A 24,503-nucleotide genomic window follows, 5' to 3' on the forward strand; every position below is an offset into this window, starting at 1 on the left:
AATCTGCTCCCGCTCCAGCGGACTCAACCTCGACGCCACAACCACCCCAACGACAAACACCGAAGAGTGTTGCAACCACCGGTTGAGCCCGCCCACGGAACGGAAACTGTCCAAGATCTCTTGTCAGCTCCGGTTGAACGACGCCATCCGCCTCCGCCGGATGCGGCGCGGCGCGCAACCCGCACGGACCGACATGATCCACTCGGCTTTCATGAAGTCGGGGTATCCCCGCACCTGGACACCGCGGTTTCAAGGAACCCGAGTTGATCATGGCCCGACTGCCCGACTGCCCGACTGCCCGACTGCCCGACTGCCCGACTGCCCGACTGCCGGCCGTGCGGCCGGGTGGGCGGGGTGGTCAGCTGGGGGTGCGGTGGAACGTGCCTTTGTTGGCCAAGTCGTGATCGTTTGGTGAGTGGAGTCGGTTTGGATTTTGGGTGGGTAGGGCAATTAACGGTCACGACAGGAAGCACACGCACCGTGTGTCAGACATTCTTGAAGGAGGGTGGCCGTGGAGCTCACCGTGTGGGGCATCATCACTGCGATCGTTGTTGGTCTCATCGTCGGCGCGCTCGGCCGCCTGGTCGTTCCGGGTCGGCAGAACATGCCGATCTGGCTGCACCTACTGATCGGCGTCGGCGCCGCGCTGCTCGGCACCGTCCTGGCGCGGGCCATCGGCATCGCGACTGAGACGAGCGGCATCGACTGGGGCGAGCTGCTGGTGCAGGTTGTTGTGGCTGCGATCGCTGTCGCGCTGGTGGCCGGTGTGGGTCGCCGCCGCAGCGTCACCCGATAACGACCCGGCATCATCTGACGAGACAGCACCACTGGTAGGACAGCACTACTGGAAAGAGCGCCCGGCCGAGAGCCGGGCGCTCTTTCGTGCTGGAAGGCCCGATTTTGGCCGGATGTTGGAGTGCCGGTCGTCGGGCTGCTGCGGTACGGTCGCCTCGCTTCGGCCAGTCCCGCCCACTGTCGTAAAGGAATTCTCCGTACTAGGGTGCGGCGGAGAAGGTTAGTTCCAGGCGGCGCGAGGGGAGAAGTGGCGTGAACAGGTGGAAGCGGCTGGCCCCGGTCACCGCCATGGTGGCCTCGGCCGCGATGGTGCTGACCGGCTGTGGAGGCTCCGGCGACGACGCGGCTGACGACAGCAAGCTCACGGTCTGGATGATGGGCGAGGGCGGGGACGCGCAGAACTCCTTCCTCGACGGGGTCGAGGCCGAGTTCCGCCAGAAGCACCCCGACACCGACGTGGTGGTGCAGTACATCCCCTGGCTGGAGGCGCCCAAGAAGTTCCAGGCGGCGCTCGCCGGCGGTGAGGGACCGGACATCACCGAGCTGGGCAACACCGAGACTCAGGGTTGGGCCGCCCAGGAGGCGCTCGCCGACGTGAGTGGTCGGATGGGCGGCTGGGCGGACGGCAAGGATCTGCTGCCCGACCTGGTGCGCAACGCTCAGCTCGACGGCAAGCAGTACGGCGTGCCCTGGTACGCGGGTGTGCGCGCCATCTACTACCGCACCGACTGGTTCGCCGAGGCCGGCGTGCAGCCCCCGAAGACCTGGGACGACCTGGTCACGGTGGCCAAGGCCGTGCAGGCGAAGAAGAAGGGCACCTACGGCATCGCGCTGCCCGGCAACTCCGAGCTGCCTTTCTACTCCTTCCTCTGGGGCGCGGGCGGCGAGATCGCCAGCAACCAGGGCGGCACCTGGAAGTCCGGCTACACCACGCCCGAGGCGCAGCGGGCCGTCAAGTTCTGGACCGACCTGGTGACCGTGCACAAGGTCGCCCCGCCGGCGGCGGCGGGTTGGAACGAGATCGACGCGCGTACCCAGTTCGCCACCGGCAAGGCCGCGATGGCCTTCGCCGGTAGCTGGCAGCAGGGCGCCATCAAGAAGGACAACCCCGAGATCGAGAAGGTCTGGGGTACGTTCCCGATCCCCGGCCCGGACGGCAAGGCGGCGCCCGGTTTCGCGGGCGGCTCGGACGTGGCGATCTGGAAGGACAGTGAGCGGCAGGACCTGGCCTGGGACTACCTGACAGTGCTGCTGAACAAGAAGAACGCGCAGAGCTTCGCGAGCAGCCTCGGCTTCTTCCCGGTCTACAAGGACCTGGTCTCCGGTGACGCGTACGCGAACGACAAGGTGATGGCGTCGTTCGCCACCACTATGCAGAACACCAAGCTCACGCCGCTCACCCCGAAGTGGGTGGAGGTCAGCCGGACGAAGACGGTGACCCAGGCGATGAACAGCTCGGTCATGAAGGGGCAGAAGACGGTCGAGAAGGCTACCGCCGATGCGGCCGTTGAGATGGAAGGCATTTTGAACAGCAAGTGAGCGCTCAGACAAAAAGTCCGGAGACGGCCGCCGCGCGGGAGACCCCTGTGCGGCGGCGTCGCCGGGTGGACCGCCTGCCCTACCTGCTGCTCCTGCCCGCCCTGCTGATCATCGGGGTGCTGCTGCTCTGGCCGCTCGGCCAGGTGGTGGTGATGTCCTTCTACCGGCTGAACAGCGTCCGGCAACTGCGCGGCGATCGGGAGTGGCCGTGGGTGGGGTTCGGCAACTACGTCGACATCCTCTCCGACCCGTTCTTCCTGACCGTGCTGCGCAACACGGTTCTGTTCGCCGCGGCGAACGTGCTGCTCACCATGGTGCTCGGCACCCTGGTGGGGCTGCTGCTCAACCGGCTCGGTCGCAAGATGGCGACGTTCGTGGCCAGCTGCGTGATGCTCGCCTGGGCAACGCCGGCGCTGACCGGCACCATCGTCTGGAAATGGATCTTCGACGATACGAGTGGCCTGGTCACGTGGCTGTTCAACGCGTTGCCGGATGGGCTGTCGAACAGCCTGTTCGGGCGCAGCGACTGGACCGGCTACGGCTGGTTCAACTCGCCACTGCTCTTCTTCGCCATCCTCACCCTGGTGGTGGTCTGGCACTCGTTCCCGTTCATCGCGGTGAGTGTGCTGGCCGGTCTCAAGAGCGTGCCGAGTGAGCTGCACGAGGCGGCCCGGGTGGACGGCGCCAGCCCGTGGCGGGTCTTCTGGAAGATCACCTTCCCGTTGCTGCGCCCGGTCTTCGGGATCCTGATCGTGCTCTCCACGATCTGGGACTTCAAGGTCTTCACCCAGCAGTTCGTGCTGGCCGGCGGCACCCAGGACCGGCCGACGTTCATGCTCGCCATCTACTCGTACGCCGAAGCCTTCTCTCCGCCGCCCAAGTACGGGCTCGGCGCGGCCATCGCGGTGATCCTCACGCTGATCCTGCTGGTGGTCACCGGCTTCTACGTACGGATGGTGCTCAGGCAGGAGGACGAGTCGTGAAGAAAATCGCCCTCAACGGCGCCGGGCTGCTGGTCGCGCTCTTCGCGGCGTTCCCGGTCTACTGGATGATCTCCACCTCGCTGAAGCCGAGCAGGGAGATCTTCTCGTCCACTCCGCAGCCGGTGCCGACCCATCCGACGCTGGATCACTACCGGGAGATCCTGACCGGCAACCTGATCCCCGGCGTCAGCTTCCTCGACTTCTTCCTCAACAGCGCGCTGGTTGCCGTCTCCACTGTGGTGCTCAGCGGTCTGGTGGCGTTGCTCGCCGCGACAGCGGTGGCCCGGTTCCGTTTCAAGCTGCGGACCAGCTTCCTGATCATGCTGCTGGTGGTGCAGATGATCCCGCTGGAGGCGCTGGTCATCCCGCTGTTTTTGATGATCCAGCGGCTCGGGCTCTACAACACCCTGCCCAGCCTGATCCTCACGTACCTCGGGTTCTCGCTGCCGTTCGCGGTGTGGATGCTGCGCGGCTTCGTCGCCGCGGTGCCCAAGGAACTGGAGGAGGCTGCGGCGATCGACGGGGCCAGCCGGGCCCAGATCTTCCGCCGGGTGCTCTTCCCGCTGGTGGCGCCCGGCCTGGTGGCGACCAGCATCTTCTCCTTCATCACCGCGTGGAACGAGCTGATCTTCGCGTTGACGTTCATCAACGACCAGGGCAGCTACACGCTTCCGGTGGCGATGACCTTCTTCTTCGGCCGGGACGACACCAACTGGGGGCCGGTGATGGCCGCGTCCACCCTGTTCACCCTGCCGGTCATCATCTTCTTCCTGCTGGTGCAGCGTCGGATGGTCTCCGGCCTGGTGGCCGGCGCCGTCAAGGGCTGACCCCCGCGCCCCGGCAGTCCGAGGCCGACGTCGGCCGACGTACGGGATGCTGACGCCGGTGCCGGATCCCCCGTGCCGGGCAGGTTGGTCGGCGTTGGACCGCCACTAGGCTGGCGGTCATGACGGGCAGGGTGGCAGCGGTGAACCTCGGCATCGTGACCGAGGCTGGGTGGGCCGGCGACGCGAGCGGTCGCAGCGGCATCGACAAGCGGCCGGTCGACGGCCCGGTGTCGCTGCTCACTGGCGGTGTGGCGGGCGACTTCATCGGCGAGCGGCCCCAGCACGGCGGCCCCGACCAGGCGGTCTACGCGTACGCGGAGGAGGACGCCGCCTGGTGGGTGGCCGAACTGGGCCGCGCCATACCGCCTGGCGGCTTCGGCGAGAACCTGACCACCTACGCGGTCGACGTGACGGGTGCGGTGATCGGCGAGCAGTGGCAGGTCGGCTCCGCCCTGCTCCAGGTCACCAAGCCGCGCACCCCCTGCACCACGTTCGCCGGGTTCTGGGGCGTACCGGATCTGATCAAGCGGTTCACCGTCCGGGCATCGCCCGGGGCCTACCTGCGGGTGCTGCGCGAGGGGGAGGTCGGCGCGGGCGACCCGGTCGAGGTGGTGGACCGGCCGGCGCACGGTGTCACCATCGGTGAGGTGTTCCGGGCGACCAGCCTGGAGCCGGAGTTGTTGCCTCGGCTGCTCGACGCCGAGGACCTGCCGGCGCCGATCCGGGAGAAGGTCCGACGACGCCTCGCCGCCCAGGGCTGACCGGCCGCGACGGCATCCGCCGCGACGTCGCGGCGAGCACCGACGGCATCCACCGCGACGGCGCGGCGAGCGCCGACAGGCTCGGCGGATCCGACCCGGAAGAAACTCCGATGACGGGCCCAGCGGCGGACTTGCCCGTATTGTCCCCACGGAGGGCGTGCGGCGGGGACCGGGTGGAGCGCGATGTCGATGGCGACGGACGGCGGTGCCGCAGCCGCGTCACACCCCGATCCGGGCGTGGAGCGTCCGGCGTTCCTGGAACTCTTCTTCGACCTCGTCTACGTCTTCGCCCTGGTCACCCTGGCGACGGTGCTGGCCGACAACCTGACCTGGACCGGCATCGTCGAGACGCTGGTGTTGCTGCTCGCGTTCACGATGATCTGGGCGCTGACCGTCTGGACGGCGGACAGCGTCGACCTGACCCGCCCGGCCGGGCAGGGGCAGTTCATCTGGGTGGCGGCTGCCAGCCTGCTGTTGGCCGCGCTCGCCGCCGATGCGTACGGCGACCGCGGGCTGCTGTTCGCCACCACGTACGTGGTCATCCACCTCAGTACCGCGGCCTACTACATGGTGGTCGTCTCGCACCGGAGGCCGCCGCGCCGCAGCGTCCGGATCCTGATCTGGGAGGCTGCCGCGGGCATCGGCTGGATCGGTGGGGCGCTCGTCGGCGGTTCGGGGCAGTTGACGATCTGGGTGCTCGCTGTCGTCGTCGAGTACGGCGCAGCGGCGTTGGGCTGGCCGGTACCCGGGATAGGCCGCTCACGAGCGCGCGACTGGCGGCTGGTCGGCGCGCGGGTGGCCGAGCGTTACCGGCAGTTCGTCATCGTCGCGCTCGGCGTCTCGATCTTCGTGATCGGTACGACCTTCAGCATGAGCGAGTACACGCTTGAGCGAGCCTGGGCTCTACTCGTGGTGTTCACCACCGTCGTGTTGATGTGGCGGATCTACATCTACCGCGCCGGCGAGCTGCTGACCGACGCGATCGCCCGGTCGTCCAACCCGGCGCTGCTCACCCAGTCCGCCGCGGTCACCCATCTGATCATGGTGGCCGGGATCGTCGGCGCGGCGGTCACCAGCCGGCTCGTGCTGGGCCGTCCGTTGGGCGAGACCCCGCCCTCGTGGGCCGCGGTGATCCTCGGCGGGCCCGCGGTGTACCTGGTCGGCCGGGGCGTCCTCGACTTCACGGTGTTCGGGCGGATTTCGCGGTCCCGGCTGGCCGGGTTGGTGCTGCTGGTGGGAGTGGCGCCGACCACGTCCCTGCTGCCGCCGGTGCTGGTCGCCCTGCTCGCCATGACGGTGCTGCTCCTGATCGCCGTCGCGAACCTGGTGAGCACCCGGCGACACGCGCGTACGCCGGCACCGCCGATGCTGGGGTGACTCCGCGCGGCGGCCGGAGGGGCCCCTCATCGCGATGGTGCGGCCTCCCCGACCAGCCGTCGGCGCGCGGCCAGCCCTTCCCCGACCAGGGTGACCAGCAGGATCAGGTTCGCCAGCACCAGGGCGGCCAGGGGCGGGATCAGGAGGGTGGCGGGTGCCAGCAGGGCACACAACACCACGATCGCCAGGACCCGGGACCAGAGGGTCCGGCCGGTCACCACGGCATCGAACAGCACGGTGCCGAGCAGGAACAGGGCCGGTCCGCCGAGGGTGGCGACCATCAGCTCGACCGGGGCGCGGCCGAACGGCCGGTCGATGACCAGCGAGGTGCTGGTCGAGACCAGCACCACCCCGGCGACCATGACCAGATGGCTGTACGAGGTGGAGGTGCCGGAGCGGACCCGTTCCACTGTTGCGACGCTCGGTGGTGCCAGGATCCGCTGGACCCGCTGGAAGTAGAGCTGGAACAGCAGGACCGCGCTGACGAACGCGACAGCGCCGGTGGCCACCGCGCCGACGGTGAATCCGCTGCCGGCCAGCCCCGTGCCGGTGCTCAGGATCAACTCGCCGAGCGCGACGATGAAGATCGCCCGGTGCCGCTCGGACAGGTGCACCCCGGTGAAGATCTGGCTGGCCAGCTCGGTACGCCCCAGCTTCGGCGTCGGCCAGCCGACCCGGGCCGAGCCGAGGTCGACCGCCACCGCGAGCGACCAGAGCACCAGTCGGGCGGTCTCGTCCACGAACACCCCGGCCACCCAGGGCGTCACTGTGACGCCGAACCAGAAGAACACCCTGATGCTCCTGGCCTGGATCGGGCGGTTCACCCGGGTGCCGGGGATCAGGACGGCGTCGCGGACCAGGTGGATGCCGAAGTAGGCCGCGACGAAGAGCCACCCGTACCGACCGAAGGCGTACGGGGTCGCGATCGCCATCAGCAGGGTGCCGAGCATGACCAGCAGGGTGGTCGCCTGGATGATCGGCAGTCGGGGGTTGAACAGGTCGGTGAGCCACGCGGTCAGCACCCAGACCCACCAGGCGGCCAGCAGCAGGACGGCGGTCTGCGCCGCGCCCTGGAAGGTGAGGTTCTCGGCCAGGCTGGCAGCGAGCCGGGAGAACATGAAGATGTAGACGAGATCGAAGAAGAGTTCCAGGAAGGTCGGGTATTCCGGCTCGCCGCGGCGGCGGAGGATCCGGGGGAGCGGAGCGGATGTCACTGCGCTGCCTCCTGTGCCACCCACGCCCTGGGCGGGGGCGCCGCGCCCCGACCTGCGCACCCGCCACGCTACCGACAGTGCGGTCTCCGGTGGCCGGAACGGGCTCGGCCCGAACGGTCGGGTCCGCAGACGTGGAAACGGCCCCCCGCCAACGCTGGGCGTCGGTGGGGGGCCGTCCTACGAGCGGTGGGTCAGCGGAGCCAGGGGATGTTGCGGTCGAGCAGACCGCGCTCCTTGAGCTCCTTGCGGAGCGGGATCTCGTCGTCGACGTACCCGTCCCAGTTGATGCCCCAGTAGTTGGCGGTGTGGGTGCCCTCACCGATCAGCTGGCGCTGCACGGGGGTGCGGTTGCGGTACCACTCGCCGTTCACGTCGGGGTGCAGCTCGTCCAGCGGACGGATCCACCGGTAGGTGTAGCCGACGAAGAGCATCTTGCGGGTGATGGTCGACAGGTTCGTCGACCGTGAGTGCCACTGCCGGCGGTCGAAGATGAAGGCGTCGCCCGGGTTGGCGGTGATCTCCACCGTGCCCTCCGGGTCGGGGTTCTGCACGGTGAGGTCCGCAGGCCGGGGCAGCGAGTTCTTCAGGTGGCTGCCCGGGATGACCTTGGTGGCGCCGCGGCCGGTCTCGGAGAGGTCCGACAGGACGTACGCGACCTTCAGCGAGAACATCGGCCGAGGCAGGTTCGGGTCCATCGTCTCCGGGTCGGAGTTCTGCCGGTACCCGTCCTGGTGCCAACCCCAGTACGGCTTCTCCGGCTCGGCGGCCGGCGGGGTGACGTCCAGGTGGTTGTGGTGGGTGTAGATGTTCCAGCCGGCCAGCCCCCACATGTACGGGAAGGCGATCGGGTGGGTCAGCAGCTCGCCGAAGAGCTCGTCGCGCTCCAGGAAGCCCAGCAGGTGCAGGGTGCCGTCCTTCTTGGTGGTGCCCTTGGCCTGCTCCTCCGCGTAGACGCGGTCGACCGCCGCCTCCAGCGCCGCCCGGTGGTCCTCCGTCAGGACGTTGCGCAGCAGGAGGAAGCCCTGCTCGTGGAACTCCTTGCGGTCAATGTCGCTGATCGGTTCGTAACCGGTCCGGTCGCCGTAATCGAACACCGCGTCGTACCCCTCCCCATGAGGTGAAACCTTTTCTGGCACAGGCCGCCGATCGTAACGCGGCCGTCCAGGCATCGGGGAGGGTGTGGTGCGGGATTGGGCCACGGCGGGACCCCACGCAGTGAGAGAAACGCACAGAGTGAGATCTGCGTGATCAATAGTGCGATTCGGCGTGCATTGCCCGATTGTGCGGTGACTGCCGGTTAAGAGATCCGGGTCGGTCAACCCTCGTTGAACACCTCGGCGACCACCTGACCGGCGGGGTTCTGTCGGCCGTCCACCCGGCCCCACGAGCCGTCGCGGGCGGTCCACTCCAGGTCGCCGAAGCGGACTCGCTTCACGCCGTGGTCCTGGGCGTGCGAGACCAGCCAGTGCGCGTACCGCCAGCCGTCGCGCTGGTCGCCCGGAGTCACCGCCAACCCGGTCGGGTCGGTCGGGTCGGTGCCCTTCAGCCCCCAGTCGAGCACCAGGTTGCGGGTCAGTTGCGCGGCCGCCGCCGCGCCGTGCATCGCCGGGGTGCGCCCCACCGAGCAGGAGACCGCGCCGCTGGCGTCGCCGAGCAGGGCGCGGCTGAGCACCTCGGAGTCGTCGGCCCACTTCTGGTACGCCTCGGGGAACGCCGAGCGCTGCACCCGCTGGGCGGCGTCGGTGACCCGCATCTTCTCCCAGCCGCGCACCTTCTTGAGGGCCGCGTAGAACCGGTTGGCCGCGTAACGCGGGTCGCGGATCTGCGCCGGAGTGCCCCAACCCTGGCTTGGCCGCTGCTGGAACAGGCCGACCGAGTCGCGGTCGCCGTCGGCGAGGTTGCGCAGCCCGGACTCCTGGTACGCGGTGGCGAGCGCGACCACGACGGCCCGCTCGGGCATTCCGCGCTTCGCGCCGATCGCCGCGATGGTCGCCGCGTTGGCCATCTGGTCGGCGTCCAGCGCGACACGTCCGTCGGCCTGCACTGTGCACTTCCGTGCCACCAGCGGCAACCTGAGGTTGTCGCCCACCTGCCGTACGACGAGCCAGATCGCGATCACGGCGACGAGGATGAGCACCACTCCACCCGCCACGGTTGCCCGAGTTCGCACCCACACCCCCAGATCGACAGTTCGCCAAGCGTACGTCCCCGCAGGCCCTCTCCGGGTCGTCCGAGCGGTTCGGGCCAAGCCTGGCCGACTCCGACCAGTTCGGGGCGGCTCCGCTGTGGCGTACCGGTTGGCGACGTTCCCGCTCCGGTCGCGATCTCACCTGCTGCGACGTTCTGTCACCGGTCGGGGCTGTCGTGAGCGTCACCGGGTAACCGACAACGGGAAGCGATTGATCGGTCAAGGACTTAACCGAGTTGACATATCAATCCGACCTACCACCCAAGCCGGGCGCGTTGGTCAGCGAACGAGGAGGAGTTCCATGGGAACGCTCGATGGCAAGGTCGTCCTGATCACCGGCACCGGCGGTGGTCTGGGCCGCGTCGCGGCGCTGACCTTCGCCCGCGAGGGCGCGAAGGTCGTCGGGGCCGACCTCCAGGTCGCCGGCAACGACGAGACGGTCGAACTCGTCCGCCGCGCCGGCGGCGAGATGACCGGCGTCGCGCCGGTCGACCTCACCGACCCCGAGCAGGTACGCAAGCTCGTCGACGATGCCGCTGCCGCCTACGGCGGGCTCGACATCGTCTACAACAACGCAGCCGCTCTCCGCTTCGGCCCGATGCCCGACTTCTCCGTGCAGGACTGGCGCTACACCATCACCGGAGAACTCGACATTCCGTACTTCGTGTCGAAGTTCGCCTGGCCGCACCTGGTCCGGCGCGGCGGCGGTGTCATCATCAGCGCCGCCTCCATGGCCGGGTCGATCGGCGGTCACGTCCCGCCGATGGTCGGTCACACCGCCGCGAACGCCGGCATCATCGGCATGACGCGACAGCTCGCGCTCGAAGGCGCGCCCCACGGCATCCGCGCGGTGGCGGTCAGTCCCGGGCCCACCCTCACTCCGGCCAGCGAACGCGACCTCGGTGACAACCAGGAGGCCCGGGACGCCATCACCGCCAAGACGCTCCTCAAGCGCTTCGCGCGTCCCGAGGAGGTCGTCGAGCTGGTGGTCTTCCTCGCGTCCGACAGGGCGTCGTACATCACCGGGGCGAACTACCCGGTCGACGGCGGCGCGACCGCCTGGTGACACCGGCGGAACACCGAGGCTCCGCCGAACGACGACGGCGCCCGGCCAGCCCGGCCGGGAGTCGACCCTCGTCTGCGTCCTTTGCTCTGCTTCACCGGAGGCAACACCGCGTGTCCGATATCCGGACAGCGGCTGTTGCGCCGGTTGAAGCAGAGCAAAGGACCGACGGGCGGCAACGCCTACCCGAATGCTCAGCCGTCGAGAGCGGGCACCCAGCGCGCCGGTCGACGTTCGCGGAACGCCATGACTCCCTCGCGTCCCTCGTCGGAGAGGAAGTAGCCGGTCGAGACGGCGGAGAGGCGGGCCAGGTCGGCGCGCAACTCGGCGGTACCCGGTCGGCGCAGCAACTCCTTCGCGCCGGCCAGCGCCCCCGGCGCGCCGCGCACCAGCGAGTCGCAGTAGCTGCGTACCGCGTCGTCCAGCCCGTCCGCTGGGACCGAGGCCGTCACCAGGCCGATCTCGGCGGCCCGACGGCCGTCGAAGGTGTCGCCGGTCAGGTACAGCGCGGCGGCGGCGCGGGGGTGCAGCCGGGGCAGCACGGTCGCCGAGATGACCGCCGGGATCACCCCGATGCGCACCTCGGTGAACGCGAAGGTCGCCTCGTCGCTGCAGACCGCCAGGTCGGCGGCGGCGATCAGGCCCAGCCCACCGGCCCGCGCCGGCCCGCCGACCCGGGCGAGCACCGGCTTCGGGCACTCCCAGAGCGCCGCGAGCACGTCACCCAGCATGCCGGCCGGCACCGTCCCGCTGGCGTACGCCGCCGCGGTCTCCTTCAGGTCCGCGCCGGAGCAGAAGACCGGGCCGGTGTGGTCGAGCACGATCACTCGAACCGCCTCGTCGGCGACCGCGTCCGCCAGCCCGGCCAGCAGTTGGGTCATCAGGCCGGTGGAGAGCGCGTTGCGGTTGTGCGGGCTGTCCAGGGTGAGGGTGGTCACCCCACGGGCCGTGGCGACCCGCACGAGGACGTCGGGAGAGGTCATGCCGGGCACACTAGTGGCCATGCCCGGCGTCCTTCCAGATGGTGAGACCGTCCCCGTCGACGGATCGTTGCCCGCCACCGCCACCACTGCGGTCGGCGCGCGCGGCTTCGGCGTGTACGTGCACGTGCCGTTCTGCGCCAGCCGCTGCGGATACTGCGACTTCAACACCTACACCGCCGCCGAACTGGGTGGCGGTGCCAGCCGTGAGGGGTACGCCGACACGGTGCTGGCCGAGCTGGCGCTCGCCGCCCGGGTGCTCGGCGACAACCCGCCGCCCCGGGTCGACACCGTCTTCGTCGGCGGCGGCACGCCCACCCTGCTCCCCGCCGACGACCTGGCCCGCATCCTCGACGGCATCGACCGCACCTGGGGGCTGGCCGCCGACGCCGAGGTGACCACCGAGGCCAACCCCGAGTCGGTCACCCCGGAATCGTTGAAGCTGCTGCGGGCCGCCGGCTACACCCGGATCTCGCTGGGCATGCAGTCCGCCTCCCCGGGGGTGCTGGCGATCCTGGACCGCAAACACAGCGCCGGCCGGGCCACCGCCGCCGCCCTGGAGGCGCGCGACGCCGGGTTCGAGCACGTCAACCTGGACCTGATCTACGGCACCCCGGGGGAGCGGGCCGAGGACTTCGCCGCCTCGCTGGAGCAGGTCGTCGCCGCCGGGGTGGACCACGTCAGCGCGTACGCCCTGATCGTCGAGGACGGCACCCGGCTCGCCGCCCGGATGCGGCGCGGCGAGCTGGCGTACCCCAGTGACGACGTGGCAGCGGACCGCTACCTGGCCGCGGAGGCCGCTCTCGACGCGGCCGGGCTCTCCTGGTACGAGGTCTCCAACTGGGCCCGCACCGAACAGGCCCGCTGCCGGCACAACCTGCTCTACTGGACCGGCGCGGACTGGTGGGGGCTGGGGCCGGGGGCGCACAGCCACGTCGGCGGGGTGCGCTGGTGGAACGTGAAGCACCCCACGACGTACGCCCAGCGGCTGGCCACCGGCGCGTCACCCGGCCTGGCCCGGGAGGTGCTCACCCCCGACGAGGCGCACATGGAGGACGTGATGCTGCGGCTGCGGCTCTCCAGCGGTCTGCCGCTGGCGGTGCTCGACGCCACCGGCCGGGCCGGCGCCGAGCGGGCCCTGGCCGGTGGGCTGCTGGCCGCCGACGAGTACGCCGCCGGCCGGGCAGTGCTCACACTGCGCGGGCGGCTGCTCGCCGACGCTGTCGTCCGCGACCTGCTGCCCTGAGTGGCCGCCGCTCCCCGGACCGGAACAGCGGTGAACCGCTCCGGCCGGGGGAGCGGCCGGACCGGTTCACTTGATGAAGTTGGCGGTCATCGGGTAGCGGTACGGGGTGCCCTCGTTGGCCTTCATGCCGGCGATGATCCCGAACAGGATCTGGATCACCACGACGGCGATGCTGGGCAGGAAGAGCAGGCACCAGCTCACGAAGAGCAGCACGAACGCGATGATCGACCAGAGGATCTGGAAGTTCAGGGCGGCGAGGGCGTGCGCCCGGACGGTCGGCGACTGCTGACCCCGGGCCAGGTAGGCGATGAGCGGGGCGACGAAGCCCAGCGGACCAAAGCTGACCAGTGCGCCGAGGGCGCCGCCGAAGTGCGCGACAAGGGCCCAGGTCTTGTCCTCGGTGTTGGCGTAGCCGCCGCCGGGGCCGCCGTAGGCCCCACCGGCCGGGTAGCCGCCGGGCGGGGGGTAGCCGCCTGCCGGAGGGTAGCCGCCTGACGGCGGTTGGTCACCGGTGGGCGGCGGATAGCCACCGGCCGGGGGATAGCCGGCCGGGCCGGGTGCCCCGGACAGTGGTGCGGTGGGCGGCTCGGCCGACGGGGACGGGCCTGGGGAGGTGGGCTCCGGCGGGTAGTTGCCGGGGTCGCCCGACCCGGGAGGGCGAGGAGGTTCAGTCATGGATGTCACGGTAGGTGCCCGTGGCAACGCCGCACCAGAGCGACACCGCCCGGCAGTGCGGGCCGATCGGCCCAACGCCGGTGGCGTGGGCCGCACCGACGGGTGGCCGTTGATCATCGCGTCGGCGGGCCCGCCGACGTAGACTGGCACTCGTTACAGTCGAGTGCCAGGACGGCCCGGCCGGCCCAGAGCGCCGGCGGCCGACGTGCGACAGGAGGTGCGGAGGATGGGTCTCGACGACCGGAAACTCGCAGTGCTCCGCGCCATCGTCGAAGACTACGTCTCCACCCAGGAGCCGGTCGGCAGCAAGGCGCTGGTCGAGCGGCACCAGCTCGGGGTCTCCCCGGCCACGGTCCGCAACGACATGGCCGTGCTGGAGGAGGAGGGCTACATCCGGCAGCCGCACACCAGTGCCGGCCGGGTGCCCACCGACCGCGGCTACCGCCTCTTCGTCGACAGGCTTTCCCGGGTCAAGCCGCTCAGCCCGGCCGAGCGCCGGGCCATCGAGCGGTTCCTGGTCGGCGCTGTCGACCTCGACGATGTGGTGCACCGCACTGTGCGGTTGCTCGCCCAGCTGACCCGGCAGGTCGCCGTCGTTCAGTACCCGAGCCTGGCCCGCTCCTCGGTGCGTCACCTGGAGCTGGTGCCGATCTCCACCACCCGGCTGATGCTCGTCATGATCGCCGACACCGGGCGGGTGGAACAGCGACTCGTGGAGCTGCCCGGCCCGGTGCCCGCCGACGACGTCACCGACCTGCGTCGACTGATCAACGAGAAGCTCGCCAACGCCCGGCTGTCCGAGACGCCGCCGCTGGTGCAGGCGCTTGTCGAGGAAGCGCCGACCGGGCTGCGCCCGACCATGACCACGCTCGCCACCGTCCTGCTGGAGACGCTCGTCGAGCGGCACGAGGAACGGATCGCGCTCGCCGGCACCGCGAACCTCACCCGGGGCGGCCTGCTCGACTTCCAGGGCTCGCTGCGGCCGATCCTCGAAGCTCTGGAGGAGGAGGTCGTGCTGCTCAAGCTCATCGGCGAGACCGAGCCGAGCACGACCCGGGTGCTGATCGGCGACGAGAACGAGTTCGACAACCTGCGCGCCGCCTCGGTGGTCAGCACCGGGTACGGCCCGGGCACCACCATCGTGGGTGGCCTGGGGGTGCTGGGGCCCACCCGGATGGACTACCCCGGCAACATCGCCACGGTGCGCGCCGTGGCACGCTACGTGGGCGAGTTGCTGGCCCAGAACTGATTGGTCAGGGCCGATGCGGCCGGCTGCGGCCGCCGACCGGCGCAACGCGAGACGAACATGAGGACACGGAACGCAGTGGCCAGGGACTACTACGGCATTCTCGGTGTGAGCCGGGAAGCCTCCGATGACGAGATCAAGCGCGCCTACCGCAAGCTGGCACGCCAGTTCCACCCGGACGTCAATCCGGACCCGGAGGCTCAGGAGAAGTTCAAGGACATCAACGCCGCGTACGAGGTGCTCTCGGACGACCGGAAGCGGCAGATCGTCGACCTGGGTGGCGACCCGCTCGCCCCGGGTGGCGGTGGCGCTGGCGGCCCGGGTGGCCCCGGAGGCGCCGGCCCGTTCGTCGGTTTCCAGGACATCATGGACGCGTTCTTCGGCGGTGCCGGAGGTGGCGCCCGTGGCCCACGGCCGCGTACCCGCCCAGGCGCCGACGCGATCCTGCGGCTCGAACTCGACCTGCACGAGACGGCCTTCGGCGTGGAGGCCCCGATCACCGTCGACACCGCTGTGCTCTGCACCACCTGCTCCGGTGCCGGCACGGCCGCCGGCACGCACCTGGCGACCTGCGAGGCGTGTGCTGGCCGGGGCGAGGTGCAGTCGGTGCAGCGCACCTTCCTCGGCCAGGTGGTCTCCGCCCGGCCGTGCACCGTGTGCCAGGGCTACGGCACCACCATCCCGCACCCCTGCCCCACCTGCGCCGGCGACGGCCGGGTGCGGACCCGCCGTTCGCTGACCGTCAAGATCCCGGCCGGTGTCGAGGACGGCATGCGGATCCGGCTGGCCCAGCAGGGCGAGGTGGGCCCCGGCGGCGGCACCGCCGGCGACCTCTACGTGGAGATCCACGAGCGTCCGCACGACGTGTACTCCCGCAAGGGCGACGACCTGCACTGCCGGGTCACCGTGCCGATGACGGCGGCGGCGCTGGGCACCCGGCTGACCATCAAGACGCTGGACAGCGAGGAGACCGTCGACGTCAAGGCCGGCACCCAGCCGGCCAGCACGCTGCGACTGCGCGCCCGGGGCGTGCCGCACCTGCGCGGCACCGGCCGAGGCGACCTCTACGTCCACCTGGACGTGCGGACGCCGACCAAGCTCGACCCGGACCAGGAGAAGATGCTGCGCGACTTCGCCAAGACCCGTGGCGAGGAGGTCGCTGAGTTGTCCAAGCAGGGCGGCTTCTTCTCCCGGATGCGCGACGCGTTCAACGGGCACGCCTGAGGTGTCCGCACCGCTGTTCCTGGTGGAGGCGCTGCCCACCGGCGACGCGCTCACAGTGGACGGCCCGGAGGGGCACCACGCCGCGACAGTGCAGCGGCTGCGCGTCGGCGAGGAACTGCTGCTCGCCGACGGCCGGGGTGGCACGGCCGCCGCCGTGGTCACCGCCGTCGGCCGGGGCAGCCTGGAGGTCACCATCACCTCCCGGGGGTACGCGGACGCGCCGGTACCCCGGCTGGTGACAGTGCAGGGCATCGCCAAGGGCGACCGGGGTGAGCTGGCCGTGCAGGCGATGACCGAGGTCGGGGTGGACGAGATCGTGCCCTGGGCGGCGTCGCGCTCGGTGACCCAGTGGCGCGGCGACCGGGGCGTACGCGCCCGGGAGAAGTGGGTGGCCACCGCCCGGGAGGCGGCCAAGCAGGCCCGCCGGCCGTGGCTGCCGGTGGTGGCCGGCGCGCCGGACGAGTCCACCGCCACTGTGGCCCGTCGGATCGCCGGTGCCGCCGCCGGGTTCGTGCTGCACGAGGAGGCCGAAGACCGGCTCACCACCGCAGAGCTGCCCACCACCGGCGAGATCGTGCTGGTGATCGGCCCGGAGGGTGGCATCGCCCCGGCCGAGCTGACCGCCTTCGCCGAGGCCGGCGGGCGACCCGTACGCCTCGGGCCGGCAGTGCTGCGCACCTCCACCGCCGGCGTGGCGGCCCTCAGCGTGCTCGCCGCCCGCCTCGGCCGCTGGTGACAGTGGGCTCTGGCTGGTTCAGGGCCGGGGAAACACCGGCACCACCTCTTCCTCCGGCCCGAGGTCCAACCCGGCCGGCCCGATGATCTGCGGGTCAGGTGCGCCGACCACTGCGAGGTCCTTGCCGGTGTAGTCGAAGCGGTGCAGCACGTGCCGCATCGCCTCCAGCCGGGCCCGCTTCTTGTCGTTGCTCTTCACCACAGTCCACGGCGCGTCGGCCGTGTCGGTCCAGAAGACATCGCCTCCTTGGCCTCGGTGTACTCGTCCCAGCGGTCGAGTGAGGCGATGTCCATCGGAGACAGCTTCCACTGCCGGTCCGGGTCGACCTGGCGGATCGCGAACCGGGTGCGCTGCTCGTTCTGCGAGACGGAGAACCAGAACTTGACCAGCCGGATGCCCGAGCGCACCAGCATCCGTTCCAGCTCCGGGGCCTGCCGCAGGAACTCCAGGTACTCCTTGCGGCTACAGAAGCCCATCACCCGCTCCACGCCGGCCCGGTTGTACCAGGAACGGTCGAACAGCACGATCTCACCGGCCGCCGGCAGGTGTGCCAGCCACCGCTGGAAGTACCACTGGGCGGCTTCCCGCTCGTCCGGCTTGGCGAGCGCCACCACCGACGCGCCACGCGGGTTGAGGTGCTCCACCTCAGCTGCGCAGGTAGGAGGCGCCGTTGACGTCGACGATCGTGCCCGAGGCCCACTCGGCCTGCGGCGACGCCAGCCAGTGCACGGCGGCGGCGATCTCCTCCGGTTTGCCCACCCGGTCGAACGGGCTCTGCGCCCGGATCGCCGCGCCCTCCGCACCGCGCAGGTACTCGGTGACCATGTCCGTCGCCACGAAGCCCGGCGCGACGGTGGCGACAGTGATGCCGTACGGCGCGAGCGCCACGGCGAGGGACTGGCCCAGCGCGTTCAGCCCCGCCTTGCTGGCACCGTACGCCGGCTGGTGCGGCTCGCCGCGGAACGCGCCACGGGACGAGACGTTGACGATCCGCCCGCCGCGTTCGCGCATGTGCTGGGCGGCGCACCAGGTGACGTTGCCGGCGCCGGTCAGGTTGGTCTCCAGCACCTGCCGCCAGCGCTGCTGCCACTGTTCGTACGAGGCGCCGAAGATGGGGTGCGGGTCGTCGCGGTCGCCGTACGTCCCGGCGTTGTTGACCAGCACGTCCAGCCCACCGAGCAGTTCGGCGGCCCGGTCGACCATGACCCGGACCGCGTCCGGATCGGTGAGGTCGGCGCGGACCACCACGTGCCCGGCGCCGGGCAGTTGCCCGCGCAGCTCCTCGGCCGCATCGGCGGAGTCGCGGTGATGGATGGCCACCCGGTCGCCGCCCGCTGCGAACGCCTCCGCCACCGCGCGGCCGATCCCGCGCGAGGCACCGGTCACGAGTACCGCCCGATCCGTCATGCCGGCCATCCTGCCTCAGCCGTGCCGCCCCCCTGCGAACGGGCCGGCGGCGCACGCTGCGCCGCGGCGCCCCCGGCCGGTTAGTCCTTACACTGCCCCGATGGGATCCGACTGCCTGTTCTGCCGCATCGTCGCCGGGGAGATTCCGGCCACAGTGGTCCGGGAGACCGACACCACGCTCGCCTTCCGCGACATCGACCCGAAGGCGCCGGTGCACGTCCTGGTCATTCCGAAGGAGCACTACGCCGACGTCGCGACGCTCGCCCAGGGTGACCCGGCGCTGGCCGCCGACGTGCTGGCGACGTCCGCCGCCGTGGCCGAGGACGAGGGGCTGCTCGGCGACGGGTTCCGGCTGATGTTCAACACCGGCGCGTACGGCGGGCAGGAGGTGTTCCACGTGCACGCGCACCTGCTCGGTGGTGCGCCGCTCGGCCCGATGCTCGCCCGGGACCTGGCGTGACCCCAGGTGCGGCGCCCGGCTCTCGGGCGGACGAGCACCTGGACCGGTTGGTCCGGCGGGTGCAGGCCGAAGCCCGGGTTCCGGCGGTGTCCGCGGCGCTGCACCGGGCCGACCGGCCGCTCTGGAGCTGCACCGTCGGCGAGACCGGCACCGACAGCCCTCTGGGCGCGGGCACCCAGTTCCGGATCGGCTCGATCACCAAGACGTTCACCGCGGCGCTGGTCCTGCAGTGCCGCGACGACGGGCTGCTGGACCTGGACGACCCGGTGGGCCGGCACCTGGACCTCCCGGCGCACGGCGACCTGACCGTACGTCGGTTGCTGTCGCACACCGGTGGCCTGCAACGCGAGCCGTTCGGCGACGTGTGGGACAGCCTGCGCGCACCGGACGACGACCAACTTGTCGCCGAGTTGGACCGGGCCGAGCGGGTGCTGCCGACCGGCCGCCGGTTCCACTACTCCAACCTGGGCGTGGCCGTACTCGGCCAACTCGTGGCCAGATGCCGGGGCGGCAGCTGGGCGCAGGCGCTCACCGAGCGGATCCTGACGCCGCTGGGGCTGACCGACACCACGGTGACCCCACTGCCGACGGCGGCCACCGGGTTCCTGGTCGACGCGTACTCCGACGAGGCGCACCCCGAACCGCCGACCGACTTCGGCGCGGTCGGCCCGGCCGCCCAGCTCTGGAGCACCGCTACCGACATGGCCCGCTGGGCGGCGTTCCTGGCCGACCCGGCGGCGCTGGACCCGGCCGGCGTGGTCCTCGCCCCGGCCACCCTCGACGAGATGCGCTGGCCGCTGACCACCACCGACGAGACGCTCTGGGGCGCGGGCTTCGGGCTGGGGCTGATCCTGGTCCCGCAGGGGGAGCGGGTGATGCACGTGGGGCACGACGGGGCGATGCCCGGGTTCCTCGCCGGGGCGTACGGCCGCCGCGGCGGTGACGGCACGCCCGGGGCGATGGGCGCCGCGGTGCTCGGCTCGTCCGGCACGGCGACCGAACTGTTCGACCTGTCGCACCGGCTGCTCGCCGCTGCCGTCGAGCACGACCCGGCCGAGATCGAGCCCTGGCGACCCGGCGCACCCGCGCCGGCCGCCCTGCGGGGTGCGCTCGGCCGCTGGTGGGGCGAGGGCTCCGAGTACGTCTTCTCGTGGCACGACGGCACCCTGCGGGCACGTGGGGTCGGTGACCCGACCGGACGTCCGCCGGCGATCTTCACGCCGTTGCCGGACCAGCCTGACGTGTTCCGGGTGGTCTCCGGTCGGGAGGTCGGTGAGCTGCTGCGGCTGACCCGGGACGAGGCCGGCGCGGTGGTCCGGATGCACTGGGCGACGTACCGGTTCACCCGTCACCAGGAGACCTTCGACCGGTACGACTTCCGGGCCGGGAGTTGATCGCGGCCAGCGGAAATGGGCGCGATGCGGCCCGCGTTGAACCGATACGATGGGTGTAACGTCCGCACGCCAGGCCCAGCAGGCCGGCGCCGAGATCGAGAGCAGGTGGCGCAGGGCCCTTCGGCCCAACCTATGACCGGCACCCCACCTCCCGGCCCGCCCCGGGTGCAGACCAGGATCACCGTGCCCGACCCGAAGATCATGGTCAATCTGCTCGGCGCAGGCGACGAGATCCTCAGACTCGTCGAACGCTCGGTCACCAGTGACGTGCACGTTCGCGGCAACGAGATCACCATCACCGGTGACCCTGCGGACAACGCCCTCGCCGAGCGGGTCTTCAGCGAGCTCCTCGAACTCATCGAGAAAGGCGAGACCCTGACCACTGACGCCGTCCGGCGTACCGTCGGCATGCTCGAGCAGGGCAGCGCCGAGCGGCCCGCCGAGGTCCTGACGCTCAACATCCTCTCCCGGCGCGGGCGCACCATCCGCCCCAAGACGCTCGGGCAGAAGAAGTACGTCGACGCTATCGACACGCACACCATCGTCTTCGGCATCGGCCCTGCCGGCACCGGAAAGACCTACCTGGCGATGGCGAAGGCCGTCCAGGCGTTGCAGGCCAAGCAGGTCAACCGGATCATCCTCACCCGGCCGGCGGTCGAGGCGGGCGAGCGGCTGGGCTTCCTGCCCGGGACGCTCAACGAGAAGATCGATCCGTACCTGCGCCCGCTCTACGACGCGCTGCACGACATGCTCGACCCGGAGACCATCCCGAAGCTGATGGCAGCCGGCACGATCGAGGTCGCCCCCCTCGCCTACATGCGGGGACGGACGCTCAACGACGCGTTCATCATCCTGGACGAGGCGCAGAACACGACGCCCGAGCAGATGAAGATGTTCCTCACCCGACTCGGCTTCAACTCCAAGATCGTCGTGACCGGTGACATCACCCAGGTGGACCTTCCCGGTGGGACGAGCAGCGGCCTGCGGGTGGTTCGGGAGATCCTGGAAAACGTCGACGACGTGCACTTCTCCCAGTTGTCCAGCTCCGACGTGGTCCGCCACCAGCTGGTCGGGGAGATCGTCGACGCGTACGCCCGCTGGGACGCCGAGCGGGAGAACCAGCAGGCGCAGGGCGTTCACGCCGTGCCTGGGCGACCCGCCCAGGGCGGCCGGGCCGGCCGCCGCCGCTAAAGCAGAGGAAAGCAGTTGTCCATCGAGATCGCCAACGAGTCCGGTGTCGACGTCGACACCGATGCCGTGCTCGCCGTCGCCCGGCACGCCCTCGACGAGATGGGGGTCAACCCCCTCGCCGAGCTGTCCGTGCTGCTCGTCGACATCGACTACATGACCGAGCTGAACCACCGCTGGATGGGTGGCGACGGCCCGACCGACGTGCTCGCCTTCCCCATGGACGAGGGCAGCGTCGACCACGGCCCGGGTGAGTCCGCGCCGGCCGGCGGCGAGCCCGCCCTGCTCGGCGACATCGTGCTCTGTCCGGAGGTGGCGGCCAAGCAGGCGGCGACCGCAGGGCACGCGCCGGCCGACGAGCTGCACCTGCTCACCGTGCACGGGGTGCTGCACCTGCTCGGTTATGACCACGCCGAGCCGGAGGAGGAGCGGGAGATGTTCGCACTCCAGGCTCGGCTGCTGGCGAGCTGGCGGTCGACCCGCACCCAGTGATGTCCACTCCTCCGTTACTCGCGGCCGGCGCCACCGCTGGCCTTCCCGACTTTCAGCTGATCGTCTTCGCGGCCGGTCTGGTGGTGCTGGCCGGCCTGATCGCGATGACCGAGGCGGCCCTCGCCGCGGTCTCACCGGCCCGAGCCGCCGAGCTGGCCCGCGACGGCGTGCGCGGCGCCCGTACCCTCCAGGTAGTGGCCGGCGACGTCGTTCGGCACCTCAACCTGCTCCTGCTGTTGCGGCTGCTCGCCGAGCTGACCGCCACCACACTGGTGGCGCTCGTGGCGGTGGACAGCTTCGGCGCCGGCTGGCGGGCCGCGCTGGTGACCGCCGGTGCGATGACAGTGGTCAGCTTCGTGGTGGTGGGCGTCGCCCCGCGCACCATCGGCCGGCAGCACGCCTACGCCGTGGGTCGTGCGGTGGCGCCGCTGGTCCGCTGGCTGGGCCGGGCGCTCAACCCGCTCGCGTCGCTGCTGATCCTGATCGGCAACGCGGTCACCCCCGGGCGCGGCTTCCGGGAAGGCCCGTTCGCCACCCAGGTGGAGTTGCGGGAGCTTGTCGACCTGGCCGAGCAGCGTGGCGTGGTCGAGCACGGCGAACGCCAGATGATCCACTCCGTCTTCGCGCTCGGCGACACCATCGCCCGTGAGGTGATGGTGCCGCGCACCGAGATGGTGTGGATCGAGGAGGGCAAGACACTCGAACAGGCGCTGGCGCTCTTCCTCCGCTCCGGTTTCTCCCGCATCCCGGTGATCGGCGAGAGCGTCGACGACGTGCTGGGGGTGCTCTACCTCAAGGACCTGATCCGGCGCTCCCGTGGCGGCGACCCGGGGGCCGAACAGTTGCCGGTGGCCGAGCTGATGCGCCCGGCGACCTTCGTTCCCGAGTCCAAGCCGGTCGACGACCTGCTGTCCGAGATGCAGGCGGCCCGCAACCACCTGGTCATCGTTGTCGACGAGTACGGCGGCACCGGCGGTCTGGTCACCATCGAGGACATCCTGGAGGAAATCGTCGGCGAAATCACCGACGAGTACGATGTCGAACGCCCGCCCGTCGAACGTCTGGCGGACTCCTCGGTGCGGGTGACCGCCCGCCTGCCGGTGGAGAATCTCGGCGAGATGTTCGACACCGACCTGCCCACCGACGAGGTGGAGACGGTCGGCGGTCTGCTCGCCCAGTCGCTGGGGCGGGTGCCGATCCCGGGTGCCGAGGCCGAGGTCGCCGGTCTCCGTCTGGTCGCCGAGGGCACCACCGGCCGGCGCAACCGGATCGACACCGTTCTGGTCAGCCGGGTGGAGCCGGGCCATGAGCAGGACACCGCGGGGCGCGGCGAGCACGCCGACCCCGGGGACGACACTGACAACTACCGAGACGATGAGAGGCAATCCGCCGATGCCTGACACACCCGCCGCGCCTGCCGGCCGGCCCACCCCCACCGCGTCGGGAGCGCTGAGCGCCGAGGACGGCAAGCTCGTCGTCCTGGCCCGGGGAGCCCGCGCGCGGGTCGGGGCCGTGGAGGGCGCCGCGGTCCGCGACCAGGACGGCCGGACGTACGCGGCGGCCAGTGTCGCGCTGCCGTCGCTGACGCTCACCGCGTTGCAGTTGGCGGTGGCGTCGGCCGTGGCGGCCGGGGCGAGTCGGTTGGAGGCGGCGGTGGTGGTGACCGAGGCGTCGACGCTGGATGGTGCCGGTCACGCGGCGGTACGGGACCTCGCGGCGGACGCACCGGTCCACCTGGCCGCTCCGGACGGCACCGTCCTCGGCACGGTGACCCAGTGAGCCCGGTGCAGGATCCGGAGGCGCGACCGTACCGGGCCGGGTTCGGCTGCTTCGTCGGTCGCCCCAACGCCGGCAAGTCGACGTTGACCAACGCCATCGTCGGCACCAAGATCGCCATCACCTCGAACAAGCCGCAGACGACCCGGCACGTCATCCGGGCGGTGCTGCACCGGCCCGAGTCGCAGCTGGTCCTGGTCGACACGCCGGGCCTGCACCGCCCCCGTACGCTGCTCGGTGAACGTCTCAACGACCTGGTCCGGTCCACCTGGACCGAGGTCGACGTGATCGGCCTGTGCATCCCCGCCGACGAGCCGGTCGGGCGCGGTGACCGGTTCATCACCGGCGAGCTGGCCGAGTTGAAGGCGACAGTGCTGGCGGTGGTCACCAAGACCGACCTGGTGGACAAGCGTCGCCTGGCGGAGCAGTTGCTCGCGGTCAGCAAGATGGGGGAGTTCGCCGAGATCGTGCCGGTGAGCGCGGTGTCCGGGCACCAGGTGGACACCCTCGTCGACGTGATGACCAAGTATCTGCCGCCGTCGCCGCAGCTCTACCCGGACGACATGCTCACCGACGACCCCGAGCAGGTGCTGGTCGCCGAACTGATCCGGGAGGCCGCCCTGGAGGGGGTCCGCGACGAGTTGCCACACTCCATCGCCGTGGTGGTGGAGGAGATGATCCCCGAGGGCCAGGTCATGAAGATCTACGCCGACCTGTACGTGGAGCGGCCCAGCCAGAAGGCCATCGTGCTCGGGCACAAGGCGAGTCGGCTCAAGGAGGTCGGCACCACCGCCCGCAAGCAGATCGAGGAGCTGCTCGGCAGCCGGGTCTACCTCGACCTGCACGTGCGGGTCGCGAAGGACTGGCAGCGCGACCCGAGGCAACTGCGCAAGCTGGGCTTCTGATCCACCTCGTCGGCGGTGCCCGAAGCG

At 70.8% G+C, this 24,503-nt stretch carries 25 protein-coding genes and 1 pseudogene; 19 read left to right on the forward strand and 7 right to left on the reverse strand.

Annotation, left to right across the window (positions count from 1 at the left end):
- Positions 1-511 precede the first annotated feature (511 nt).
- The 6 genes from AB0K35_RS27075 (at position 512) to AB0K35_RS27100 (ending at position 6,282) form a co-directional block, all read left to right on the forward strand.
- The gene (locus tag AB0K35_RS27075; protein WP_203122726.1) at positions 512-796 is read left to right on the forward strand and encodes a GlsB/YeaQ/YmgE family stress response membrane protein; all 285 of its coding nucleotides are present in this window, start codon (positions 512-514) and stop codon (positions 794-796) included.
- A gap of 251 nt (positions 797-1,047) precedes the next feature.
- Positions 1,048-2,334: a sugar ABC transporter substrate-binding protein gene (locus AB0K35_RS27080; RefSeq protein ID WP_238670400.1), complete on the forward strand. Its 1,287-nt coding sequence runs from the start codon at positions 1,048-1,050 to the stop codon at positions 2,332-2,334.
- A complete protein-coding gene (locus tag AB0K35_RS27085; protein ID WP_308193533.1) occupies positions 2,331-3,317 on the forward strand; it encodes a sugar ABC transporter permease in 987 nt (328 codons plus the stop codon). Before AB0K35_RS27080 ends, AB0K35_RS27085 begins: the two co-directional genes overlap by 4 nt.
- Positions 3,314-4,144 carry a carbohydrate ABC transporter permease gene (locus tag AB0K35_RS27090; protein ID WP_238670398.1) on the forward strand — a complete coding sequence of 277 codons (831 nt, stop codon included), beginning with the start codon at positions 3,314-3,316 and terminating at the stop codon, positions 4,142-4,144. The genes AB0K35_RS27085 and AB0K35_RS27090 overlap by 4 nt, the downstream gene beginning before the upstream one ends.
- Before the next feature lie 119 nt (positions 4,145-4,263).
- Positions 4,264-4,905 carry an MOSC domain-containing protein gene (locus tag AB0K35_RS27095; protein WP_357280458.1) on the forward strand — a complete coding sequence of 214 codons (642 nt, stop codon included), beginning with the start codon at positions 4,264-4,266 and terminating at the stop codon, positions 4,903-4,905.
- Positions 4,906-5,088: 183 nt separating this feature from the next.
- Entirely contained in the window at positions 5,089-6,282 is a 1,194-nt protein-coding gene (locus AB0K35_RS27100) for a low temperature requirement protein A (protein ID WP_238670396.1), read from the forward strand.
- Positions 6,283-6,308: 26 nt separating this feature from the next.
- On the opposite strand, the gene AB0K35_RS27105 is transcribed toward AB0K35_RS27100, so the two are convergent.
- From AB0K35_RS27105 to AB0K35_RS27115, 3 genes are all read right to left on the reverse strand, one after another.
- A complete protein-coding gene (locus tag AB0K35_RS27105; protein ID WP_363888663.1) occupies positions 6,309-7,496 on the reverse strand; it encodes a low temperature requirement protein A in 1,188 nt (395 codons plus the stop codon).
- Positions 7,497-7,687: 191 nt separating this feature from the next.
- Complete coding sequence (locus AB0K35_RS27110) at positions 7,688-8,590, reverse strand: phytanoyl-CoA dioxygenase family protein (RefSeq protein ID WP_112604298.1); 903 nt, start codon at positions 8,588-8,590, stop codon at positions 7,688-7,690.
- A 221-nt stretch (positions 8,591-8,811) separates the two neighbouring features.
- Positions 8,812-9,672, reverse strand: coding sequence for a hypothetical protein (locus AB0K35_RS27115; RefSeq protein WP_238670394.1), 861 nt, complete (start codon positions 9,670-9,672; stop codon positions 8,812-8,814).
- Positions 9,673-9,985: 313 nt separating this feature from the next.
- Here AB0K35_RS27115 and AB0K35_RS27120 point away from each other — a divergent pair, with 313 nt between their 5' ends.
- Positions 9,986-10,750, forward strand: coding sequence for an SDR family NAD(P)-dependent oxidoreductase (locus AB0K35_RS27120; protein WP_238670393.1), 765 nt, complete (start codon positions 9,986-9,988; stop codon positions 10,748-10,750).
- A gap of 191 nt (positions 10,751-10,941) precedes the next feature.
- On the opposite strand, the gene AB0K35_RS27125 is transcribed toward AB0K35_RS27120, so the two are convergent.
- Positions 10,942-11,730 carry an enoyl-CoA hydratase-related protein gene (locus AB0K35_RS27125; RefSeq protein ID WP_363888665.1) on the reverse strand — a complete coding sequence of 263 codons (789 nt, stop codon included), beginning with the start codon at positions 11,728-11,730 and terminating at the stop codon, positions 10,942-10,944.
- 19 nt (positions 11,731-11,749) lie between these two features.
- On the opposite strand from AB0K35_RS27125, the gene hemW reads away from it, so the two are divergent.
- Positions 11,750-12,973: a radical SAM family heme chaperone HemW gene (gene hemW / locus AB0K35_RS27130; protein WP_363889361.1), complete on the forward strand. Its 1,224-nt coding sequence runs from the start codon at positions 11,750-11,752 to the stop codon at positions 12,971-12,973.
- A 66-nt stretch (positions 12,974-13,039) separates the two neighbouring features.
- Here the strand turns inward: hemW and AB0K35_RS27135 are convergent, their stop codons facing one another.
- Positions 13,040-13,648: a DUF4870 domain-containing protein gene (locus tag AB0K35_RS27135; RefSeq protein ID WP_363888667.1), complete on the reverse strand. Its 609-nt coding sequence runs from the start codon at positions 13,646-13,648 to the stop codon at positions 13,040-13,042.
- Between AB0K35_RS27135 and AB0K35_RS27140 the strand changes: the two genes are divergently transcribed.
- The 4 genes from AB0K35_RS27140 to AB0K35_RS27155 all read left to right on the forward strand — a co-directional run bounded on the left by AB0K35_RS27140 (position 13,647) and on the right by AB0K35_RS27155 (position 16,854).
- Complete coding sequence (locus tag AB0K35_RS27140) at positions 13,647-13,790, forward strand: hypothetical protein (protein WP_238670390.1); 144 nt, start codon at positions 13,647-13,649, stop codon at positions 13,788-13,790. The genes AB0K35_RS27135 and AB0K35_RS27140 overlap by 2 nt on opposite strands.
- An 84-nt stretch (positions 13,791-13,874) precedes the next feature.
- Positions 13,875-14,897: a heat-inducible transcriptional repressor HrcA gene (hrcA, locus tag AB0K35_RS27145; RefSeq protein WP_091409786.1), complete on the forward strand. Its 1,023-nt coding sequence runs from the start codon at positions 13,875-13,877 to the stop codon at positions 14,895-14,897.
- Between the two features lie 75 nt (positions 14,898-14,972).
- Positions 14,973-16,118, forward strand: coding sequence for a molecular chaperone DnaJ (gene dnaJ / locus AB0K35_RS27150; protein ID WP_208758636.1), 1,146 nt, complete (start codon positions 14,973-14,975; stop codon positions 16,116-16,118).
- 1 nt (position 16,119) lies between these two features.
- Entirely contained in the window at positions 16,120-16,854 is a 735-nt protein-coding gene (locus tag AB0K35_RS27155; protein ID WP_238670389.1) for a 16S rRNA (uracil(1498)-N(3))-methyltransferase, read from the forward strand.
- An 18-nt stretch (positions 16,855-16,872) separates the two neighbouring features.
- Here the strand turns inward: AB0K35_RS27155 and AB0K35_RS27160 are convergent.
- Together AB0K35_RS27160 and AB0K35_RS27165 are read right to left on the reverse strand one after the other, a co-directional pair.
- Positions 16,873-17,498 (reverse strand): annotated as a pseudogene (locus AB0K35_RS27160) (polyphosphate kinase 2).
- Position 17,499: 1 nt separating this feature from the next.
- Positions 17,500-18,261, reverse strand: coding sequence for an SDR family oxidoreductase (locus tag AB0K35_RS27165; protein WP_238670387.1), 762 nt, complete (start codon positions 18,259-18,261; stop codon positions 17,500-17,502).
- Between the two features lie 100 nt (positions 18,262-18,361).
- Here AB0K35_RS27165 and AB0K35_RS27170 point away from each other — a divergent pair, with 100 nt between their 5' ends.
- From AB0K35_RS27170 to era, 7 genes are all read left to right on the forward strand, one after another.
- Positions 18,362-18,721, forward strand: coding sequence for a histidine triad nucleotide-binding protein (locus AB0K35_RS27170; RefSeq protein WP_088988083.1), 360 nt, complete (start codon positions 18,362-18,364; stop codon positions 18,719-18,721).
- Positions 18,718-20,115, forward strand: a complete 1,398-nt coding sequence (locus tag AB0K35_RS27175; protein WP_363888672.1) for a serine hydrolase domain-containing protein — start codon at positions 18,718-18,720, stop codon at positions 20,113-20,115. The genes AB0K35_RS27170 and AB0K35_RS27175 overlap by 4 nt, the downstream gene beginning before the upstream one ends.
- 132 nt (positions 20,116-20,247) lie before the next feature.
- The gene (locus AB0K35_RS27180) at positions 20,248-21,306 is read left to right on the forward strand and encodes a PhoH family protein (protein WP_238670385.1); all 1,059 of its coding nucleotides are present in this window, start codon (positions 20,248-20,250) and stop codon (positions 21,304-21,306) included.
- 15 nt (positions 21,307-21,321) lie between these two features.
- The gene (gene ybeY, locus AB0K35_RS27185; protein WP_030491788.1) at positions 21,322-21,795 is read left to right on the forward strand and encodes an rRNA maturation RNase YbeY; all 474 of its coding nucleotides are present in this window, start codon (positions 21,322-21,324) and stop codon (positions 21,793-21,795) included.
- Positions 21,771-23,195, forward strand: coding sequence for a hemolysin family protein (locus AB0K35_RS27190; RefSeq protein WP_357362015.1), 1,425 nt, complete (start codon positions 21,771-21,773; stop codon positions 23,193-23,195). The genes ybeY and AB0K35_RS27190 overlap by 25 nt, the downstream gene beginning before the upstream one ends.
- Positions 23,188-23,574, forward strand: a complete 387-nt coding sequence (locus tag AB0K35_RS27195; protein WP_363888676.1) for a cytidine deaminase — start codon at positions 23,188-23,190, stop codon at positions 23,572-23,574. The genes AB0K35_RS27190 and AB0K35_RS27195 overlap by 8 nt, the downstream gene beginning before the upstream one ends.
- Positions 23,571-24,476 carry a GTPase Era gene (era, locus tag AB0K35_RS27200; protein WP_238670383.1) on the forward strand — a complete coding sequence of 302 codons (906 nt, stop codon included), beginning with the start codon at positions 23,571-23,573 and terminating at the stop codon, positions 24,474-24,476. Before AB0K35_RS27195 ends, era begins: the two co-directional genes overlap by 4 nt.
- The last annotated feature ends 27 nt before the right edge of the window (positions 24,477-24,503 follow it).

The organism is Micromonospora sp. NPDC053740 (genome assembly GCF_040677775.1).
In the GTDB taxonomy this organism is placed as follows: Bacteria; Actinomycetota; Actinomycetes; order Mycobacteriales; family Micromonosporaceae; genus Micromonospora; species Micromonospora alfalfae.